Genomic DNA, 17,673 nt, shown 5'->3' on the forward strand with positions numbered 1-17,673 from the left:
TGTCCGGCGACCAGCAACTCCAGGGCGGTCGTGAATATCTGAGCACGGACCAAGCAAGAACCCGCTATCGGGTCGCCAATGAAGATCGTTTTCCTATAGCCCAATTCAGCCGCGATCCTTTACAGGCACCGCACTGGACCATGCCGAGCGGATGCCGAAAATAGCGTCTACCCCGCGCAGCTTGCAGGCAGCATCCGAACCAGATAAAGAGATCCCAAATGATGCGACCGCGTGCATCAACGCGCCGCCAGCAAGGTCAGCCAAAAAGTTAGGAGACAAAAGTTCGTCCGTGATGACCGGGTGCAATCACCGATACGGCCATGTAGCAGCCGGGCCTGCACAGCCGGTTCAACCAGTCAGGATCGGGGTGAGCGCCTGCTGTTCCCGGTGTGGACACAACGATCGCTTCGACCCGTCGCTGGATTCCCGCATAGGGCGGAGAGACCACCAGGGCGGCGACGATCTGCGGGATCTGCGGGATCTGCGGGATCTGCGGGATCTGCGGGATCTGCGGGATCTGCGGCATCAGATCGCGGCACATGAACGCTTCTACCCTCTCGACGAGCCTCGAGATCGAAGGGGTAGAAGCCAGTAGAAGCCAGTAGCCATTTTGGCTGGCTCATTGCCAGCCAACGGTGCGGCGTGTTTCTGATTTCGCCACCGAAGAGAACAAAGCTCGGCTGGATGCAGCCCGTGCCGCGTTGGAGTGGCTGGATGCCCACGCCGGCGCCGAAGATGACGACGAGGCGACCGAGTCTGCCCGTGCGCTCTATGCCGCACGCGTGCGACGGCTGCAGACCGGGTCGGCCGATGACGCAGAGGGGGCTGGGGAGATGGAACAATATCGGTCCTTGCGGCTGACGTTGTTGGGTGTCGAGAGGGCCGCGGTGCTGGAATTGCGACGCGACGGCCGCATCAACGCGACACTGTTGCGCACCATCGAACGAGACTTCGACCTTGAGCAGGCCCGGCTCACCGGCTCCTGACATCGCTGCGAGCGCGTGCCAGCACTTTGCCATCGAAAAGGGAGCTTGAGAATGGGCTCAGCCGGGTATGGTGCGAGCGTGACGGTGCCGGCTGACGATCGGGCGATACCGCTGACCTTCTCCCAGGTGCTCAAGCGGATCTTGCTGGGTAAGCCACTGATCAGCGAAAAGCTGAAAGGCCAGCAGCTATCCAAACGTGTCGCGCTCGGGGCGCTGTCACCCGATGCGATCTCCTCGACCGCCTATGGGCCCGAGGAGATTTTGACCGAGCTGGTGCCGCACGCCGGGTTGGCCGCCTTCGTGCTGTTGCTGCCGATCACCGGCATCCTGCTGTTGGTGCTGGCTTTAGTGGCCGCGTCCTATCGGCAGGTCGTGATGGCCTACACCCGAGCAGGCGGTTCCTACATCGTCACGCGTGACAACTTCGGGCCCCGGGTGGCGCAGATCGCCGCGGCAGCACTGTTGATCGATTACACCGTGACGGTGGCGGTGCAGGCAGCGGCGGGAACGGTGGCGGTGGCCTCGGCCCTGCCCGCGCTGGGACCCTACGGCCTGGAAATCACCGTCGGTGTGGTGCTGCTCATCTCCTACATGAATCTGCGCGGTGCCAAAGAAGCGGGTCGGCCCTTCGCCCTGGCGACGTATTCGTTCGTGATCATGGTCGCGCTGATGATCGTCACCGGCGTGCTCCGCCACATGTTCTGGAGCTTGCCGATCTACGATCCGCAACACCTGCCCGGCACCGTGCCGGTCCATCAAGACCACGGCCTGGTAATGGGCGCAACGATTCTGGTGCTCCTGCGGGCCTACGCCAACGGCGGTTCCTCACTGACCGGCGTGGAGGCCATCTCCAACACGGTGAACCTGTTCAAGGACCCGCAGGGCCCCAACGCACGGCGCGTTCTCACCGCAATGGCCTGCATCCTCGGAACATTGCTGGCCGGCGTCGCTTACCTGGCCTACGCCACGCACGCCACCCCGTATCAAGATGAATACCCGTCGGTGCTGGCACAGATCGCCCGGGCCGCCTTCGGCCACGGCTTGATCGGGAATGTCTTGTTCGTGCTCGTGCAGGCATCGACGGCGGCGATTCTGTATATCGGTGCCAATACCAGTTTCAACGGATTCCCCGCGCTGGCCAGCTTTGTCGCCGAAGATTCCTTCCTGCCTCGGCAACTGCTGAAACGCGGTCAGCGGCTGGTGTACTCCAACGGCATCATCACGTTGACCGTACTGGCGGTGGTGCTGCTGGTGGCGACCGGCGGTTCGGTGGACGCGCTGATTCCGCTGTTCGCCATGGGCGTGTTCACCGGATTCGCGACGGCCGGCTACGGCATGACCAAACACCATCTCACCCACCGTGAGCCGGGTTGGCGACATAAATTAGTCATCAATCTCTCGGCGGGAATTCTGGCGACCATCGTGGTCGGAATCTTCGCGGTGGCCAAGTTCACCGAAGGGGCTTGGCTCATTGTCGTGGTCTTTCCCATTCTGGTGTTCATGCTGATGCGGCTGAACAGCGAATACCGGTCCGAGGCTGCGATCCTCGACGATTTCCGCACCGAGCGCCCCGACCTGATGACCTACCGGCGACACCGCGTGTTCGCCTGCGTCAACACGGTCGACATCGCGACGCTGGAAGCGTTGCGCTACGGGCAGCGGCTGCGACCCGACCGGTTGACCGCGGTGCACTTCGTGATCGACGAGGAGCAGGCGCAACACCTGCAAAAGCTTTGGGAGCGTTTCGATCTCGACATTGAGTTACGGATGATCGATTGTCCGGACCGGCAACTGGCCCGGGCCGCACAAGAGTTGGTTGTCGCCGAGCAGAACGAGCATCCGGACACCAACGTGACGATATTGTTGGCGCGCCGGACATATGGGCCCCTCGCCCGACTGCTGCACGACCGCACCGCAGACCAGATCGCCAAGGCCGTCAGCCGAAATCGGGGTGCTGCCGCGACGATCGTCCCCTACGACGTGCAAGCCCATATCGACGAAGAGTTTCCGAACAAGCTCCAACAACGGATCAAGCGCCGATTCGCCGCGATGATCGCGCGGATCTGGCCGGACACGACCGGCACAGTAGCCTCCTACGGGCAACCCGAACGCCCGACAGACGTGATCTCCATCGATGAGCTTGTTGCCGGCCGCGAGGCGACGATCGAAGGCCGGGTCAGCGAAGTCGAAGACCTGACCCGCCAGCAGCAGACCCGCCGGTCAATGCTTGTCGGCGACGACAGCGGCCAGGTTCGCATCACGCTCGGCGCCGAGCATGCCGAGGCGCAGATCATGCCCGGCCAGTTGTTGCGGATCACCGGCCAAGCGCGCCGAGACGAGAAGAACGACGTCATTTCGATGACCGAACCTGCCTACCAGGTCGTCGACTAGCCGGGAGGCGCTGCGTAGTGACTACATCGGCACATCAGGTGAGCTTTCCACCGACCATCGGAACCCGGCTCAAGCGCATCTTTCTAGGCAAACCACTGATCAGCGAGCGCCTCGAATCGGAGACGTTGTCCAATCCCGTTGCGCTGGGCGCGATTGCGCCCGACGCGATCTCCTCGATCGCTTACGGTCCCGAGCAGATCCTGGTGGAACTGGTGCCGGTGGCCGGATTGGCCGCGTTCGTGTTGCTGTTTCCGATCGTCGGGGTCATCCTGCTGATTCTGGCGTTGGTGACGGTGTCGTACCGGCAGGTCTTGATGGCTTACACCCGCGTGGGCGGATCCTATGTGGTCGCACGGGAGAACTTGGGGCGCCGGATGGCCCAGATCGCGGCCGCCGCCTTGTTGATCGACTATGTGGTCACCGTGGCGGTGCAGCCGGCGGCGGGCGCGATCGCGGTGGTTTCGGCGATACCCCAGCTTCGTCCGTATCACCTGCACATCGCGGTGGCCGCGGTGCTGATCACGTGCTTGGCCAACTTGCGCGGCTTGCGAAGGGCGGGCCGGGCGTTCGCCGTGCTGACCTACGGGTTCATCATCATGCTCGCGCTGACGATCGTCACCGGCGTCATCCGGGAAATCTTCTGGGGCTTACCGCGATACGCCCTACATCAGGGCACCGGGCTGGTGCCGGTTCATCGGGGCGGCGGCCTGGTGATGGGGGCGACGATCTTGGTGTTGCTGGGCGCCTTCGCCCACGGCGGCACGTCGATGGCCGGGATCGAGGCGGTTTCCAACACCGTCGATGTTTTCCGCAAGCCCCGGGGCCCCAACGCACGCCGGGTCCTGACCGTCATCGCGTGCGTCATCGGATTCCTGCTGGCGGGTGTGGCCTATCTGGCGCACCACATCCAGGTCATTCCCTACCGCAGTGAGTATCCGTCGATGCTGTCCGAGATCACCCGGACCGTGTTCGGCAACGGAGCGATCGGGCAGGTTTTCTACTTCCTGATGCAAGCGTCCACCGCGGCAATCCTTTTCACCGGCGCCAACACCGCATTCACCGGATTTCCGGCACTCGCCAGCTTCGTGGCCGCCGACCGATTCCTGCCCCGGCCACTGATCAAACGAGGATACCGGCTGGTGTTCTCCAACGGCGTGATCACGCTCACCGCGCTGGCTGTGGCACTGCTGCTGGTGACCCGCGCCTCGGTGCACGCGCTGATACCGCTTTATGCGATGGGCGTCTTCACCGCGTTCGCAATGGCCGGCTACGGAATGACCAAACACCACGCCTCCCATCGTGAGCCGGGTTGGCGATACAAGCTGGCGGTCAACCTGTGCGCTGGGGTCGCATCCACGGTCGTGGTGGGAATTTTCGCAATCACCAAATTCAAAGAGGGCGCCTGGCTCATCGTCGTCGTCTTCCCCGTCCTGGTCTTCATGTTCATCCGGCTCAACAACCAGTACCGGGCCGAAGCGACGGTCCTGGACAGGTTCCGCAGCGATCGGCCCGGCAAGCCGGCGCACGCGCATCACACGGTGTTCCTGTGCGTCAATACGGTCGACGTCGCGACGCTGGAAGCGCTGCGCTACGGAAGAAGCCTGCGGGCCGACGAGTTGACCGCCGTGCACTTCATGATCGACGCGCAGCACGCTTCGCAGTTGCGCGAGTCCTGGCAGCGCTTCGATCTCGACATTGCACTGCGAGTGCTGGACTGCCCGGACAGACAGCTGACCAGGGCCACCCAAGAACTGGTGGTCGGCGAGCAGCGCGCTCACCCGGACACCGACGTGACGGTGCTGCTGCCGCGTCGGGCATACGGCGCGCTGGGACGGCTGCTTCATGACCGCACCGCCGACGAGATGGCCGAGGCCGTCAGCCGGACCCCGAACGCCGCCGCCACCATCGTGCCCTACGACGTGCGCAAACCGTCGTCACCGCGCTGAGGCGCCGTCAACCCCAACGTGGCTGGTGCGGCACGGGATCCGGTCGCTCGCGGGACGACACGTGGACGGCGTGAACGCCCGGCTTCTGCGACAGCTGCTCTAACAGGCCTTCGAGGTGCGCCTTGTCGGTGTGCCAGTGTTGCACCGTCTCCGGCTGCTGCGACAGTTCGGCAAGGACACGCTTGAGTTTGTCCGACGTCTTGTCGTTGCCGTCGTCGTGTTCGGCGGCGGCTACTCGCGCGCCGGACGCGGCCGCCCTGCGGGGAACGGCATTACCCAGTGCGCCACCGGCGATGCTCCCCAGCGCCATCTGGCCGAACACGTTGCCCTGGCCGACCGTCGCCACCAGTGGCAGTCCAGCCGGGCCTGCGCCTTGCAACACAGCGGCGGCCAACCTGACCGCTGGAGTGGCCGCGGCCCAGCTCGGCGGAACCGACAACGCCCCCACCGTGCCCGCCTCGCCCAGACCCGCTGATACCGCCGGCGCGGCCGCATCCAGGTTTGCTGCCGGCGGATAAAGCACACCCGGTATCAGCGGGACCGCAAGCTCGCCGGTCTGGAAACCGCGCGCCGCCAGCCCGAACCCAAAGGTGCTGCTTACCAGGCCCATTCGCGCATAGACAGTATCTGCGCCGAGGCTTTCGAATAACTCGAGACCTATCACCTCCGGCAGCAGGCTGGTCAGCAGAGTCTGCAGCGAAGCCGGCTCACCGGCCGCGGGCGCTGCCAGGCTTTGCAGCGCCGAGGCCACCGCAGTCATCGGCTGCGCGCTGGCGGCGGCGGACGAGGCGAGCGCGGCGGACTGCGCGCCCAGCCCGCCGGGCTGCGTGGTCGGCGGCGGTGCGGTGAACAGCGGCACCTGCGCGGCGGTCGCGGACTGGGCTGCATAGCCGTACATCGCGGCGGCATCGGTCGCCCACATGTCCGCGTACTGGGCTTCGGTCGCCGCGATCGCCGCCGTGTTCTGAGCGAAGATGTTGGTCGCCGACAGCGACGCCAGCAGAGCACGGTTGGCGGCGATCACCGGCGGCGGCGCCATCGCGCCAAACGCCGTCTCGTAGGCGGCAACCGCAGCCCGGGCTTGGCCGGCGGTCTGCTCAGCCTGTGTGGCCGTGGCATTCATCCACGCCGCGAACGGCGCCGCCGCGCCGGCCATTGCCGCCGACGACGGGCCCTGCCAGTCGGCGGTCAGACCCGAGACCGCCGCGGAGTAGGACGCTGCCGTCGAGCGGAGCTGGGCGGCCAGCCCGTCCCAGGCCGCCGCGGCTGCCAGCATCGATCCCGATCCGGGACCGCTGTACATGCGCCCGGAGTTGACCTCCGGCGGCAATGCCCCGAAATCCATCGTCACTGCGGTCCCCGGGTCGCCGGTACAGGGTTCACGACGGGCATTTTCCCTCCTTGCCTGGTGGCGCTCAGTCCTCGGGGATCACGATGATGGTGGCGGTGGTGGCGGCCCCGGGAACAACGCCCCCGGTTCCGCCGACGCCGGGGGCGACGGTCGTTCCGGTGCCGGCTACCGCCCGGCCCGCCAAACCCGACAGCGCCATATTGCTGAATACGCTGCCGCTGCTGTCGCCCGCCAGCGCCGCGGGAACGGCGGCCAGGTTATTCCCCGGCAGCACGAGCGCGACCGGCCTGATCGCCGGGGCGGCGCCGGCCCAGCCTGGCGGCGCCGACATTCCTCCGACCAGGCCCGCGCGGCCGATACCCGCCGACACCGCGCCGCCAGCCGAGTTCATCGTGTGCAACCCGGGCCCGACCCCGCCGGCGGCGGCTGCGGCTCTGCTCAGCGCGCCTGAGTACGCATTCTGCATGTTGAAGTTGTTGAACGGCGCCAGGAAGGTCTGGATGCCCTGATCGTAAAATGCCCCGAACGGATCGAACATCCGGACGGGGTTGAATCCCCCGACGGCGTAACTGATAAGTGTCAACGGCGTCGACAGCGACGGCGGATCAGCGGCCGTGCTCGCCGCCGCCGTCGATGCCGGTGCTGACAGGGTTTGCAGCACTTGCGGCGCCGCCGGTGCGTGCGTGCCGGTCGCTTGGGCGACCGCAGCAGGCTGTGCGGCCGCCCCGGTCGGGTTGGTAGTCCGCGGCGGCGGTCGGAACGGTCTCAGCTGGGCGGCGGCCGACGACGAGCTGGCATAGCCGTACATGGCGAGGGCATCCTGCGCCCACATTTCGGCGTAGTCGGCCTCGGTGGCCGCAATCGCCGCGGTGTTCTGCCCGAAGAGGTTGGTGGCGATCAACGACGCCAGCATCGCGCGGTTGGCAGCAATCGCCGGCGGCGGAACCGTTGCGGCGAAAGCGGTTTCGTACGCTGCGGCTGCCACTCGCGCTTGAGTGGCGGTCTGCTCAGCCTGGGTGCCGGTGGCGCGCAGCCACGCCACGAACGGCGCGGCCGCCGCGGCCATCGTGGCCGCGGACGGGCCCTGCCATCTCGCGGTCAACGCCGAGATCACCGAATCGTAGGAGGCCGCCGTCGCATGCAGATCGGCCGACAGATCGTCCCAGCCGGCGGCGGCGGCAAGCATGGGTGCCGAGCCCGGACCGGTGTACATACGACCAGAATTGATCTCCGGAGGTAACAAGCCGAAATCCATCGCTACTCCCCCTTCGAGGCTGCAAAGACAAAGCGGTCGCAGGGACTCCGCGAATCCACCACGGCGTACCCTCGCGGAAAGTCACCAAACCAAACCGCTCCGCCACATTCTCATGTGTCCCCACCCGCCACAGCACGGGTGCGCCGGTCGGCATCCGGCCTGGCCGCCATCTAACTCCTATTGGCTGTGAGTCGGCTGGAAATTGCGGTTTTCAGCGCGGCGCACCACCCCGGCCTCGGCAAAGTACCTCAAGGCAAGACACGTCTCAGTTTTCCGGTGTCGGAGATGGGGTCTCGCCGTTCGAACCCGCCAGATAGCGGCAACCACGTGTCTCTCGTCGATACGGCGTCCGCCGACGAACTCGAGACGATGATCCGGCTGCGGCTGACCCGGTTTCAGGCCACCGGCGACGTCGGCTTGCGGCGGACCGCCGATGCGATGTCGTAGACGACGATCTGCGCGCTCGCGCCGGGGATCCGGCTGACCACCGCGGAGATCTTGTCGGCGGTGCGGTCATGCAGCAGTCGACCCATCAGTGGCGAATAGCTGCGACGCGGCAGCAACACCGTCACCTTGGTGTCCGGGTGGTCGTGAATGGCTTGCACCACCAGTTGTTGGGCGGCCCTAGTCAAGTTGCGGTCCCGGCACTCGACCATCCGCAGCTCGGTGACGTCCCCGAAGCGCTGCCAGCACGTCTGCAACCACGCGGCGTGGGCCGTGTCCAACACGAAGTGCACCGCCACCAGCTCGTCGGCGTGCAGCCCTTGCGCGTAGCGCATCGCCTCGACCTCGGCGAGGTCGACACTGTCGACGAAGAGGAATACCCGATGCCGGTCGTAGCGGTTCACGTCGGGACGCTCGGTCAGCGACGTCTCCAGCACCGACGCCTCGGCCCGGTACTGCCGGTTGAGTCGCATCAAAGTGAAAACCAGCAGCGGGAAGACCACCACGACCAGCCAGGCGCCCTCGGTGAACTTCGCGATCGCAAAGATGACCACCACACTCGTCGACAAGAGGCCTGCCGAAAGGTTGATCACCAGCTTGTAACGCCAGCCGGGCCCACGATGGGTCAGCCAGTGTTTGGTCATCCCGTAGCCGGCCATCGAGAACGCGGTGAACACGCCCATCGCGAACATCGGCACCAGCGCGTTGACCCCGCCTCCCGTGGCGATTAAGAGCACCACCGCAAGGACCGACAACACGATGATGGCGTTGGAGAACACCAGCCGCTGACCGCGCTTCATCAGCGGGCCCGGCAAGAACTGGTCCTCGGCGACAAAATGAGCCAACGCCGGAAAACCGTTGAAACTGGTATTGGCGCCGTTGTAGAGGATCGCCGCGCTCGCCGCCTGCAACAGCAAGAACAACACGTTGCCGACGACCCCGTGGCCGAAGACCGCCCGGCCGATCTCGGCGAGCATCGAGGGATACCCGGCGGAAAACGGAACGGAATGAGTGGCGTAGCCAAGCCAGGCCACACCGGCCAACAGCAGCCCGAGAATCGTAGCCATGACGGTCAGCACCAGGCGCGCGTTAGGACCTTCCGGCTTGTGAAACAGGTTGACCGTGTTGGAGATCGCCTCGACTCCGGTCAGCGACGAGCCACCGTTGGCGAACGCCCGCAGTATCACCAGGATTGTCGCGCCCATCACGAGTCCGCCGCCATGCCCCATCGGCACTGCCCCGTCGAGGTGCTGCGGATCGTATTGCGGCAGACTCCCGAAGATTTCGCGTGCAAGGCCTACCACGATCATCAGCGTGAGCATGCCGATAAACCAGTACGTGGGCACCGCGAAGGTCCGGCCGGCCTCCCGCAATCCGCGCAGGTTCGCGTAACAGAAAATCAGCACCGCGCCGACCGTGATCTCCAGGCTGTAGGGTCCCAGCACCGGTATCGCCGACGCCACCGCCACGGTGCCGGCCGCACATTGAATCGCCACCGTGACGGTGTAGTCGATCAACAGCGCCGCGCCCGCGATCTGCGCCACTCGAGGTCCGAAGTTCTCCCTGGCCACGATGTAGGAACCACCGGCCCGGGTGTAGGCCATCACGACCTGCCGATACGACGCCGTCACCAGCACCAGAATCAGCAGGATCACGCCGATCAGCGGCAGCAATAACACGAAAGCGGCCATCCCAGCCGCAGGTAGCAATTCGACCATGATCTGCTCGGGACCGTAAGCGGTCGAAGAGATCGCATCCGGCGAAAGCGCGCCGAGCGCAACGCCGTTCGATAGCTTTTCATGCTGAAGGTCGTCGGTGATCATCGGTTTCCCGAGGAAGACCCGCTTCCAGCCGTCGTAGAAAGACGGCGCGACTTTCTGCTCGGCAACCAATCCCGTCATCCGTTATTCCTAACCGATGGCGAGGCTGGCCACCGTCTTGCTTACGGAATCTTGACACCCAAGATCCTTCGGTCGTCAGCCGAAACGCCGATACGTTCGCGAGCGCGGAAGCGGCCTGAAATGATGGACGACGTGGCAGAAGAGGGCACCATCGGCTCCGAGGGGACACCGACGACCGCAGACCCCAGCACGGTCTTTGCCGCGCTGGCCGAGATCATCTACCACGGGCCGGACTCCGAGGAGGTCTACGCCGCTATTTGTGTCGCCGCGACGCTGGTCGTCGCGGGCTGTGACCACGCGAGCCTGCTGGTCCGGCGCAACGGTCGCTACGTCACCGTCGGCGCCAGCGACCGGATCGCGCAGCGGATCGACGATATGGAGCGCCGAGCCGGTGACGGACCGTGCGTCGACGCGATCGAAGAAGAGACCCCGCAGATCGAAACGGACCTGACCGCGCAGACCCAATGGCCGAAGCTGGCCGCCCGGCTGGTCGCCGAGACACCGGTTCGGGGCGCGATGGGGTTTCGCATCCTCGTCGATAAGCGCAAGACCGGTGCGCTGAACCTGTTCAGCGACAAAGCAGGCGTGTTCGACACCGAGGCCGCCGGCCAGGCGATCGTGCTGGCATCATTTGCCAGCGTGGCGATCAATGCCGTCGCTCAGGGCGAGGATGTGGCCACCTTGCGGCGCGGGCTGCTCAGCAACCGAGAAATCGGGAAGGCCGTCGGCATGCTGATGATGCTGCAGGGCTTGGACGAGCACGCGGCCTTCGATGTGCTGCGGCGATATTCCCAGGATCTGAACATCAAGCTCGCCGATGTGGCGCGAACGGTGATCGAGCACCGCGGCAACCCAAGATTCGGCGACCACCGCCGGTCATCGAGCTAGCGTCTGCGCCGGCTGTCTACTCGGGCAGCCGTAACTCGGGTTTCTCGACCTCTTCGATGTTGACGTCTTTGAAGGTGACCACCCGCACATGCTTGACGAACCGGGCCGGCCGGTACATATCCCACACCCACGCGTCAGACAGCCGCAGCTCGAAGTACACCTCGCCGTCGGCGTTGCGCGGCACCATCTCGACCCCGTTTGCCAGGTAGAACCGGCGTTCGGTTTCCACCACGTAGCTGAACTGGCCCACGATGTCCTTGTATTCGCGGTACAGCGAGAGCTCCATCTCGGTTTCGTACTTTTCGAGATCTTCGGCACTCATCTGGTCAGCCGTCCTTCTGTTCCCCGTTGTGCCCGGCGTCCATCTTTCCCCACCCGTCGTTGTCGCGGGGATCCGCCCCGCACTCGGCCATGCCCCACAGCCCGGCTCCTGCTCGGGCCGTACCGGCCCCCGTCGTCGCCAGGCGCACGCGGCTGCCCGCCGCGGTCGCCACCCGCCGGACGTTGACGAACGAGTAGCGATGCTCGGGACACGGGCCCAGCTCGGTCAGCGCAGCAGAGTGCGCGATGGTGCTGTAGCCCTTGTGCTCGGCGAACCCGTAGCCCGGATGATCGGCGTCCATCGCCACCATCACTCGGTCCCGGCTGACCTTGGCCAGCACACTGGCGGCGGCGATACAGGCCGCCGCAGCGTCGCCGCCGATTACCGGCAGCGACGGCGCCGGCAGGCCCGGCACCCGGAAACCGTCGCTGAGCACATAGCCGGGACGCACCGATAGCCCGGCCACCGCCCGCCGCATGCCTTCGATGTTGGCCACGTGCACGCCGCGCCGGTCAACCTCACTCGAGGGGATGAACACCACGTGATAGGCCACCGCGTAGCGGCAAATCAACGGGTACAGCTGCTCGCGTGTCTTTTCGGTGAGCTTCTTCGAATCATCCAGCGCGGCGAGCCTTTCCAGGCGCCCCGGCCCCAGCACGCAAGCCGCGACCACCAGCGGCCCGGCGCAGGCTCCGCGGCCGACCTCGTCCACACCCGCCACCGGCCCAAGACCGCCGCGGTACAGCGCCGACTCCAGGGTGCGCAAGCCGGAGGATTTACGAATCACCGTCCGTGGCGGCCATGTGGTGGCCATGTCTAGTGATTCTGCTGCGGATTGACCGAGCGCACGGCACCCCATCGCGACGGCGGCCACACAATGAACCTCGCCTTGCCGATGGCGTTGCCCACCGGCACGGTGCCGGCCATGGGATCACCGGTGCACAGCAGCCCCTTCATCGCGTCGGCGGGGATGCTGGTGCAATGGGCCCGGGAGTCCGCCGAATGGGTGCGGTTGTCCCCCATCACCCACAGCCGTCCCGGCGGGACGTGGACCGGCCCGAATTCGGGGCCCAGACACGGATACACCCAGGGGTCGACGCCCATCGTCGCCGGATTCAGGTACGGCTCGTTCAACCGTGCGCCGTCGACCGTCAGCCCGGTGTTGTTGCGGCACTGCACGGTCTGTCCACCCACCGCGATGACGCGCTTGACCAGGTCGTTCTCGTCGGGAGGCACGAAGCCGATGAACGAAAGCGCGTTTTGCGCAAAGCGCACCGCGGTGTCGTGTGAGCGGATCGACTTGTACCCCACGTTCCACGACGGCGGACCCTTGAAGACGATGACGTCGCCGGGCTGCGGTGAGCCGAAACGGTACGTGAGCTTGTCCACCATGATCCGGTCGCCCACGCAACCCGAGCATCCATGCAGCGTGGGTTCCATCGATTCCGACGGGATCAAGTAGGGCCGCGCCACAAACGTCAACATGACGTAGTAGAGCACCAGCGCGATCGCTACCAGGACGACGGTTTCCCGCAGCGCCGCACCCTTTTTGCCCTCGGGCTCATCGTCGGCGTTGTCGGCGTTCGGTTCAGTGGTGGCCGGTTGGCTCGTCGCTACTTCTGGCTCAGCCGGATCAGAGTTGGGTTGGCCCTCATGCGACGAGTCGGTGGTTTCGGTCACTGCGCCAGCCTAATCGGAGTCGATCAGTGTGGCCTTGAAGGGCGGGCGGCCCCACCGGTGGGTCAGCGCTTCTCTTTGATCTTGGCTTTCTTGCCGCGCAGCTCGCGCAGGTAGTAGAGCTTCGCGCGGCGAACATCACCGCGGGTCACGACCTCGATGTGGTCGATATTCGGCGAGTGCACTGGGAAGGTCCGTTCGACGCCTACGCCGTAGCTCTCTTTGCGCACCGTGAAGGTTTCCCGGATGCCGCCGCCCTGCCGACGCAGCACCACACCTTTGAACACCTGGATGCGCTCTTTGGCGCCCTCGATCACCCTGACGTGCACATTGATCGTGTCGCCGGCGCCGAAAGCCGGGATGTCGTCGCGCAGCGACGCCTTGTCGACGAAGTCCAGCGTGTTCATGTCGGAAGACACTTCCTTGCGGTCGCGGCTGCGTTCTGCACGCCCTCGGAGCGTGGACAGCAAGCCGATGGATTCGGGCATCTGGGTGCGTCTCTCTGCAGGCGGGAAGACCGGTCGGCCGAGAACCGCTGGAGACAACTGGTCAATTGTGCCAGATCGGGACCGGGCAGTGAAATCAGCGGGAATCGCTGATCCTGCTTACCAGGCCGTGACATGGGCGAATGGTACATAAAGCGGAGCCGAGCGCTAACCTGGCGCGTCAAGCGGAAGGCATTGTGAGGAGAGCCATGCGAGCGCGGCCGCTCCTGTTGATCGCCACCACAGCGCTACTGGTGGCGTCTGTGGGAGGCTTTCCCGCGAAGGTCTACGGCGAGCCCGGCGCTGGGTCGCACGCGCCCCATGTCGCTGCGCCGCCACAAGCGCTCACGCCGACGGCGCCACCATCTCGGTCGCGATCCTCGACCGAGCCAACGATCAATTGCTTTCCAACGGCAACGACCAGCTCGTCGCCATCGCGTCGGTGGCCAAGTTGTTTATCGCCGATGACCTGCTCTCGCAGGAATCGGGCGGCTCGGAAGATGGCGGCCGGCTATCCACGGCAGACCGCCGGGCGCTGGACAACATGCTGCGCTCCTCCGACGACGGCGCCGCCGAGGCGTTCTGGGCCCAACGCGGCGGTGAGGCGATCATCACCGATGTCGCGAGCCGCTATGGGCTGACGTCCACCAGGCCGCCCAGCGACGGGCGGTGGTGGAACACGATGAGCTCGGCGTCGGACTTGGTTCACTACTACGACGTGCTGCTCAACGGGTCCGGCGGTCTATTTGGGGCGCGCGCGCAGGTCGTCGTCGACGACCTGGCCGGGTCCACGGCAACAGGGGCCGACGGCTACCCGCAGCGGTTCGGCATTCCCGACGGCCTCTACGCCGAACCCGTTGCGGTCAAACAAGGTTGGATGTGCTGCATCGGTGACAGCTGGACGCGCCTGTCGACGGGCATCATCGGCTCGGATCGGCGTTACGTCATGGTGATCGAGTCGCTGCAACCATCCGATGACGCCACCGCGCGGGCAACGATCACCCAGGCGGTCAAGACGATGTTCCCTTCCGGGCGGATCTGATCCCCTGCAACAGGTCGGGGCGGCGTTCACGAGTGCGCTGCTCGGCGGCCTGCCGTCGCCACGATTCGACCCGAGCGTGGTCGCCGGACAGCAGAACCTCCGGCACGTCCAGTCCGCGCCAGCTCGGCGGCCTGGTGTAGGCGGGGCCCTCCAGCAGACCGTAAGAATGCGAATCATCCTGGTGCGAAAGAGGATTACCCAAGACGTTGGGCAGCAGTCGCAGCACCGCCTCGATGATCACCAAGGCCGCAGACTCCCCGCCCGGCAACACGTAGTCGCCGATCGAGACCTCTTCGACTCTCATGCGCCTGGCGGCATCGTCCATGACCCGCTGGTCGATCCCCTCGTAGCGCCCACACGCGAACACCAGGTGGGCCTCACTGCTCCACCTCTGCGCCGTCGCCTGATTGAACAAAACACCCGCGGGCGTGGGGACAACGAGAAGCGTTTCCTGCGTACAGATCTCGTCGAGCGCCCCACCCCAAACGGGTGCTTTCATCACCATCCCCGGACCGCCGCCATACGGTGCGTCGTCCACCGAGTGGTGCACATCGTGAGTCCATTTCCGCAAGTCGTGCACGTGAAGCTGAACGAGTCCGGACTCTATTGCTTTGCCCGGCAAGGATTGTCGCAGCGGATCCAAGTAGGACGGGAAAATCGTCACGACGTCGACCTTCATCTCCGCCCTCAGCTCTCCAGCTCCAGCAAGCCCTCTGGCGGATCGATTTCGACGATGCGGGATTCCAACGACACCGACGTGACTATCGCGCTCACGAACGGCACCAGCAACTCGCCGGCCCCGGCTCGCTTGACCGCCAGTAGTTCGCCGGCCGCGGTGTGCAGGACCTCGGCGACATTACCGATGTCACGGCCGGTCGTCGTCCGCACCAAAAGACCTTCCAGCTGGTGGTCGTAGTAGGTGTCCGGTTCGTCGATCGGCGGCAAGGCTGAAGAGTCGATGACGAACAGGCTGCCGCGCAGCGCGTCGGCGGCATCTCGATCGGCTACCCCGTCCAGTCGCAGCAACAGGCGGCTGCCGTGCGGACGGGCCACCTCCACCACGTAGTTGCGCTCACGATGATCGGAGCCCTTGGCGCGCAACACCGTGCCCGGGGCAAACCGCGATTCGGGATCATCGGTGCGAATGTCCACGACGACCTCGCCGGTCACGCCATGGGCTCTGACCACGCGCCCGACCGTCAGCTCCACAGCAGTCCCACCGGCCGGGTTGCGCTACTGGTCGGTGTCCACCACATCGACTCGGATACCGCGACCACCGATTCCGGCGACCAGCGTGCGCAGCGCGGTCGCGGTGCGCCCGCCGCGACCGATCACCTTGCCGAGGTCATCGGGATGGACGTGCACCTCAACGGTCCTGCCACGCCTGCTGGTTACCAGGTTGACTCGGACATCGTCGGGATTGTCGACAATCCCGCGGACCAGGTGTTCGACGGCGTCGACGACCACGGTGCTCATGGCCGCAGTCAGCTCTCGGTGGCCGGCTCAGCCGGTTCGGCCTGCTGGCTGCCCGCAGCCTGCTCGGCTTCATCGGCGGGCTTAGGGGCTTCGTCGGCTTTCTCGGGCGCAGCCGCCTTTTTGGTCGGAGCTTTCTTCTTCTTCGGTGTCGCGGCCTCGGCCCCGGGCGCACCCTCGGCAGCGGCCAGCGCGGCGTTGAACAGCTCCAGTTTGCTCGGCTTGGGCTTGGCGACCTTCAGTTTGCCCTCGGCGCCGGGCAGCCCCTTGAACTTCTGCCAATCACCGGTGATTTTGAGCAGCTTGAGGACGGGTTCAGTGGGCTGAGCACCCACCGAGAGCCAATACTGAGCGCGTTCGGAGTTGACCTCGATGAGGCTTGGCTCTTCCTTCGGGTGATACCTGCCGATGATCTCGATGGCGCGGCCGTCGCGGCGCGTCCGCGCGTCGGCGACGGCGATGCGGTACTGGGGATTGCGGATCTTGCCGAGCCGGGTGAGCTTGATCTTCACAGCCATGGTTAAGCGACTTCTCCTGTAGGTGTCACACTGCAATTCAGCGATTCGGGCGGGCTGCCAGAGTCCGGTTTTGCCTCGCGTGTGTGACCGCCAAGCAGCCGTGGTTGCGCGGCGGACAGCCGCCTATTGTGCCAGAACGACGCCTCGACCCAGAAATTCGCCGTCGCGGCGTGTCACAGCCATTCTTCGGCGGAAGGCTGGTCGTTACGACCAGGAGCAAGCCGATCCCGGTGGTCAGCCCCCGTAGCGGGCCGCTTTAGCACTGAGAGCCGCGCTGCGCACGTGTAATGCAGCGGCGTCGTGGCCCTCGGCCGGAATGCTTGAGCAGCGGGTGCGCGGCAAGTATGCCGCGCAGAAACGCTTCTACACCGAACTCAAGTCGCGGTTGCACGCCGACCACATCGCAGCAATCAACATCGCCACCCGCAGTGTCGAACGCTGGGGCGAAGTCATGCGCCCACACGCAGCGCCCACCCTAACAGCCAGCTAGCGCGGCAGCAGCAAACCTAAAGGCAGACTCAAACCGCAAGGGACGCACTCCAAGTCGGTTCCTTCAGGGACGGGTTCATGACATCACTTTCTGGAAGCACTTGGTTTCCACCCGCCGCGTCATCAGCCAGCCGTCGGGGGTGCGGAGGAACTCGTCGTCGTACCAGAGCGCGCAAAACATCACTTGTTCCTTATCACCGCCGAGAACCATCGGGTTGAAGCAGATGATTCGTGACGACGCGGTGTCCCCGTCGATGCGGACGGAGAAGTTGCCGAGCATGTGCGCGTACATCGGGAAATTCCCCAACACCTCGGCCAGCCAGGCTTTCACCTGCGCATACCGGCCCTCGATGCCGCCTAGCGTCGTGTAATCGATGTAAGCGTCGGGGGTAAACACCGCATCGAGGTCGTCAAAGCGGCATGAGTCGATCGCGGTGGAGTAATCGACGACCAGCTGCTGGATTTCTAGCCGGTCAGAGATTTCGACCTGGCTCAACATGGGTCG

At 65.3% G+C, this 17,673-nt stretch carries 17 protein-coding genes and 2 pseudogenes; 6 read left to right on the forward strand and 13 right to left on the reverse strand.

Annotated elements, in window-relative coordinates:
* Window positions 1–268: 268 nt before the first annotated feature.
* Window positions 269–541, reverse strand: a complete 273-nt coding sequence (locus tag M5I08_RS15760) for a hypothetical protein (protein WP_219066164.1) — start codon at window positions 539–541, stop codon at window positions 269–271.
* Window positions 542–635: 94 nt separating this feature from the next.
* Between M5I08_RS15760 and M5I08_RS15765 the strand changes: the two genes are divergently transcribed.
* The 3 genes from M5I08_RS15765 to M5I08_RS15775 all read left to right on the forward strand — a co-directional run bounded on the left by M5I08_RS15765 (window position 636) and on the right by M5I08_RS15775 (window position 5,323).
* Window positions 636–986: a hypothetical protein gene (locus tag M5I08_RS15765; RefSeq protein ID WP_219066163.1), complete on the forward strand. Its 351-nt coding sequence runs from the start codon at window positions 636–638 to the stop codon at window positions 984–986.
* Window positions 987–1,064: 78 nt separating this feature from the next.
* Window positions 1,065–3,377: an APC family permease gene (locus M5I08_RS15770; RefSeq protein WP_249762820.1), complete on the forward strand. Its 2,313-nt coding sequence runs from the start codon at window positions 1,065–1,067 to the stop codon at window positions 3,375–3,377.
* Window positions 3,378–3,394: 17 nt separating this feature from the next.
* Entirely contained in the window at window positions 3,395–5,323 is a 1,929-nt protein-coding gene (locus M5I08_RS15775) for an APC family permease (protein ID WP_219066161.1), read from the forward strand.
* Between the two features lie 7 nt (window positions 5,324–5,330).
* Here the strand turns inward: M5I08_RS15775 and M5I08_RS15780 are convergent, their stop codons facing one another.
* The 3 genes and pseudogenes from M5I08_RS15780 to M5I08_RS15790 form a co-directional block, all read right to left on the reverse strand.
* Entirely contained in the window at window positions 5,331–6,668 is a 1,338-nt protein-coding gene (locus M5I08_RS15780; RefSeq protein WP_219066160.1) for a PPE family protein, read from the reverse strand.
* A gap of 70 nt (window positions 6,669–6,738) precedes the next feature.
* Complete coding sequence (locus M5I08_RS15785) at window positions 6,739–7,929, reverse strand: PPE family protein (RefSeq protein WP_219066159.1); 1,191 nt, start codon at window positions 7,927–7,929, stop codon at window positions 6,739–6,741.
* Window positions 7,930–8,351: 422 nt separating this feature from the next.
* Window positions 8,352–10,274 (reverse strand): annotated as a pseudogene (locus M5I08_RS15790) (APC family permease); the annotation flags it as partial.
* A 123-nt stretch (window positions 10,275–10,397) separates the two neighbouring features.
* Here M5I08_RS15790 and M5I08_RS15795 point away from each other — a divergent pair.
* On the forward strand, window positions 10,398–11,162 hold the full coding sequence (locus M5I08_RS15795) for a GAF and ANTAR domain-containing protein (RefSeq protein ID WP_219066245.1): 765 nt from the start codon (window positions 10,398–10,400) through the stop codon (window positions 11,160–11,162).
* 16 nt (window positions 11,163–11,178) lie between these two features.
* On the opposite strand, the gene M5I08_RS15800 is transcribed toward M5I08_RS15795, so the two are convergent.
* From M5I08_RS15800 to rplS, 4 genes are all read right to left on the reverse strand, one after another.
* On the reverse strand, window positions 11,179–11,484 hold the full coding sequence (locus tag M5I08_RS15800) for a DUF2469 domain-containing protein (RefSeq protein WP_219066156.1): 306 nt from the start codon (window positions 11,482–11,484) through the stop codon (window positions 11,179–11,181).
* A gap of 4 nt (window positions 11,485–11,488) precedes the next feature.
* Complete coding sequence (locus M5I08_RS15805; protein WP_219066155.1) at window positions 11,489–12,298, reverse strand: ribonuclease HII; 810 nt, start codon at window positions 12,296–12,298, stop codon at window positions 11,489–11,491.
* A gap of 2 nt (window positions 12,299–12,300) precedes the next feature.
* Complete coding sequence (gene lepB, locus M5I08_RS15810; protein WP_219066154.1) at window positions 12,301–13,164, reverse strand: signal peptidase I; 864 nt, start codon at window positions 13,162–13,164, stop codon at window positions 12,301–12,303.
* A 62-nt stretch (window positions 13,165–13,226) separates the two neighbouring features.
* Window positions 13,227–13,568 carry a 50S ribosomal protein L19 gene (gene rplS, locus M5I08_RS15815; RefSeq protein ID WP_219066244.1) on the reverse strand — a complete coding sequence of 114 codons (342 nt, stop codon included), beginning with the start codon at window positions 13,566–13,568 and terminating at the stop codon, window positions 13,227–13,229.
* 354 nt (window positions 13,569–13,922) lie between these two features.
* On the opposite strand from rplS, the pseudogene M5I08_RS15820 reads away from it, so the two are divergent.
* A pseudogene (locus tag M5I08_RS15820) lies at window positions 13,923–14,688 on the forward strand (serine hydrolase); the annotation flags it as partial.
* Here M5I08_RS15820 and trmD read toward each other — a convergent pair.
* The 4 genes from trmD to rpsP are packed head-to-tail and all read right to left on the reverse strand — an operon-like array spanning window position 14,657 to window position 16,679.
* The gene (gene trmD / locus M5I08_RS15825; RefSeq protein ID WP_219066153.1) at window positions 14,657–15,367 is read right to left on the reverse strand and encodes a tRNA (guanosine(37)-N1)-methyltransferase TrmD; all 711 of its coding nucleotides are present in this window, start codon (window positions 15,365–15,367) and stop codon (window positions 14,657–14,659) included. The pseudogene M5I08_RS15820 and the gene trmD overlap by 32 nt on opposite strands.
* An 8-nt stretch (window positions 15,368–15,375) precedes the next feature.
* Window positions 15,376–15,897, reverse strand: coding sequence for a ribosome maturation factor RimM (gene rimM / locus M5I08_RS15830; RefSeq protein WP_219066152.1), 522 nt, complete (start codon window positions 15,895–15,897; stop codon window positions 15,376–15,378).
* A gap of 24 nt (window positions 15,898–15,921) precedes the next feature.
* Complete coding sequence (locus M5I08_RS15835; RefSeq protein WP_219066151.1) at window positions 15,922–16,164, reverse strand: RNA-binding protein; 243 nt, start codon at window positions 16,162–16,164, stop codon at window positions 15,922–15,924.
* Between the two features lie 8 nt (window positions 16,165–16,172).
* Window positions 16,173–16,679 carry a 30S ribosomal protein S16 gene (gene rpsP, locus M5I08_RS15840; RefSeq protein ID WP_219066150.1) on the reverse strand — a complete coding sequence of 169 codons (507 nt, stop codon included), beginning with the start codon at window positions 16,677–16,679 and terminating at the stop codon, window positions 16,173–16,175.
* A 316-nt stretch (window positions 16,680–16,995) separates the two neighbouring features.
* On the opposite strand from rpsP, the gene M5I08_RS15845 reads away from it, so the two are divergent.
* Window positions 16,996–17,169 (forward strand): hypothetical protein, encoded by a 174-nt coding sequence (locus tag M5I08_RS15845; protein WP_219066149.1) that lies wholly within the window; start codon window positions 16,996–16,998, stop codon window positions 17,167–17,169.
* A gap of 75 nt (window positions 17,170–17,244) precedes the next feature.
* Here the strand turns inward: M5I08_RS15845 and M5I08_RS15850 are convergent, their stop codons facing one another.
* Entirely contained in the window at window positions 17,245–17,667 is a 423-nt protein-coding gene (locus tag M5I08_RS15850) for a nuclear transport factor 2 family protein (protein WP_219066148.1), read from the reverse strand.
* Window positions 17,668–17,673: the final 6 nt, after the last annotated feature.

It is taken from the genome of Candidatus Mycobacterium methanotrophicum, assembly GCF_023515995.1.
Lineage (GTDB): Bacteria > Actinomycetota > Actinomycetes > Mycobacteriales > Mycobacteriaceae > Mycobacterium > Mycobacterium methanotrophicum.

What these genes read in the sequence shown, in the direction of transcription:
- M5I08_RS15760 (WP_219066164.1), bottom strand. Translation starts at nt 541, where the DNA reads ATGTGCCGCGATCTGATGCCGCAGATCCCGCAGATCCCGCAGATCCCG.
- M5I08_RS15780 (WP_219066160.1), bottom strand. Translation starts at nt 6,668, where the DNA reads ATGGATTTCGGGGCATTGCCGCCGGAGGTCAACTCCGGGCGCATGTAC.
- M5I08_RS15785 (WP_219066159.1), bottom strand. Translation starts at nt 7,929, where the DNA reads ATGGATTTCGGCTTGTTACCTCCGGAGATCAATTCTGGTCGTATGTAC.
- M5I08_RS15795 (WP_219066245.1), top strand. Translation starts at nt 10,398, where the DNA reads ATGGACGACGTGGCAGAAGAGGGCACCATCGGCTCCGAGGGGACACCG.
- M5I08_RS15800 (WP_219066156.1), bottom strand. Translation starts at nt 11,484, where the DNA reads ATGAGTGCCGAAGATCTCGAAAAGTACGAAACCGAGATGGAGCTCTCG.
- M5I08_RS15805 (WP_219066155.1), bottom strand. Translation starts at nt 12,298, where the DNA reads ATGGCCACCACATGGCCGCCACGGACGGTGATTCGTAAATCCTCCGGC.
- rplS (WP_219066244.1), bottom strand. Translation starts at nt 13,568, where the DNA reads ATGAACACGCTGGACTTCGTCGACAAGGCGTCGCTGCGCGACGACATC.
- trmD (WP_219066153.1), bottom strand. Translation starts at nt 15,367, where the DNA reads ATGAAGGTCGACGTCGTGACGATTTTCCCGTCCTACTTGGATCCGCTG.
- M5I08_RS15835 (WP_219066151.1), bottom strand. Translation starts at nt 16,164, where the DNA reads ATGAGCACCGTGGTCGTCGACGCCGTCGAACACCTGGTCCGCGGGATT.
- rpsP (WP_219066150.1), bottom strand. Translation starts at nt 16,679, where the DNA reads ATGGCTGTGAAGATCAAGCTCACCCGGCTCGGCAAGATCCGCAATCCC.
- M5I08_RS15845 (WP_219066149.1), top strand. Translation starts at nt 16,996, where the DNA reads ATGCTTGAGCAGCGGGTGCGCGGCAAGTATGCCGCGCAGAAACGCTTC.
- M5I08_RS15850 (WP_219066148.1), bottom strand. Translation starts at nt 17,667, where the DNA reads ATGTTGAGCCAGGTCGAAATCTCTGACCGGCTAGAAATCCAGCAGCTG.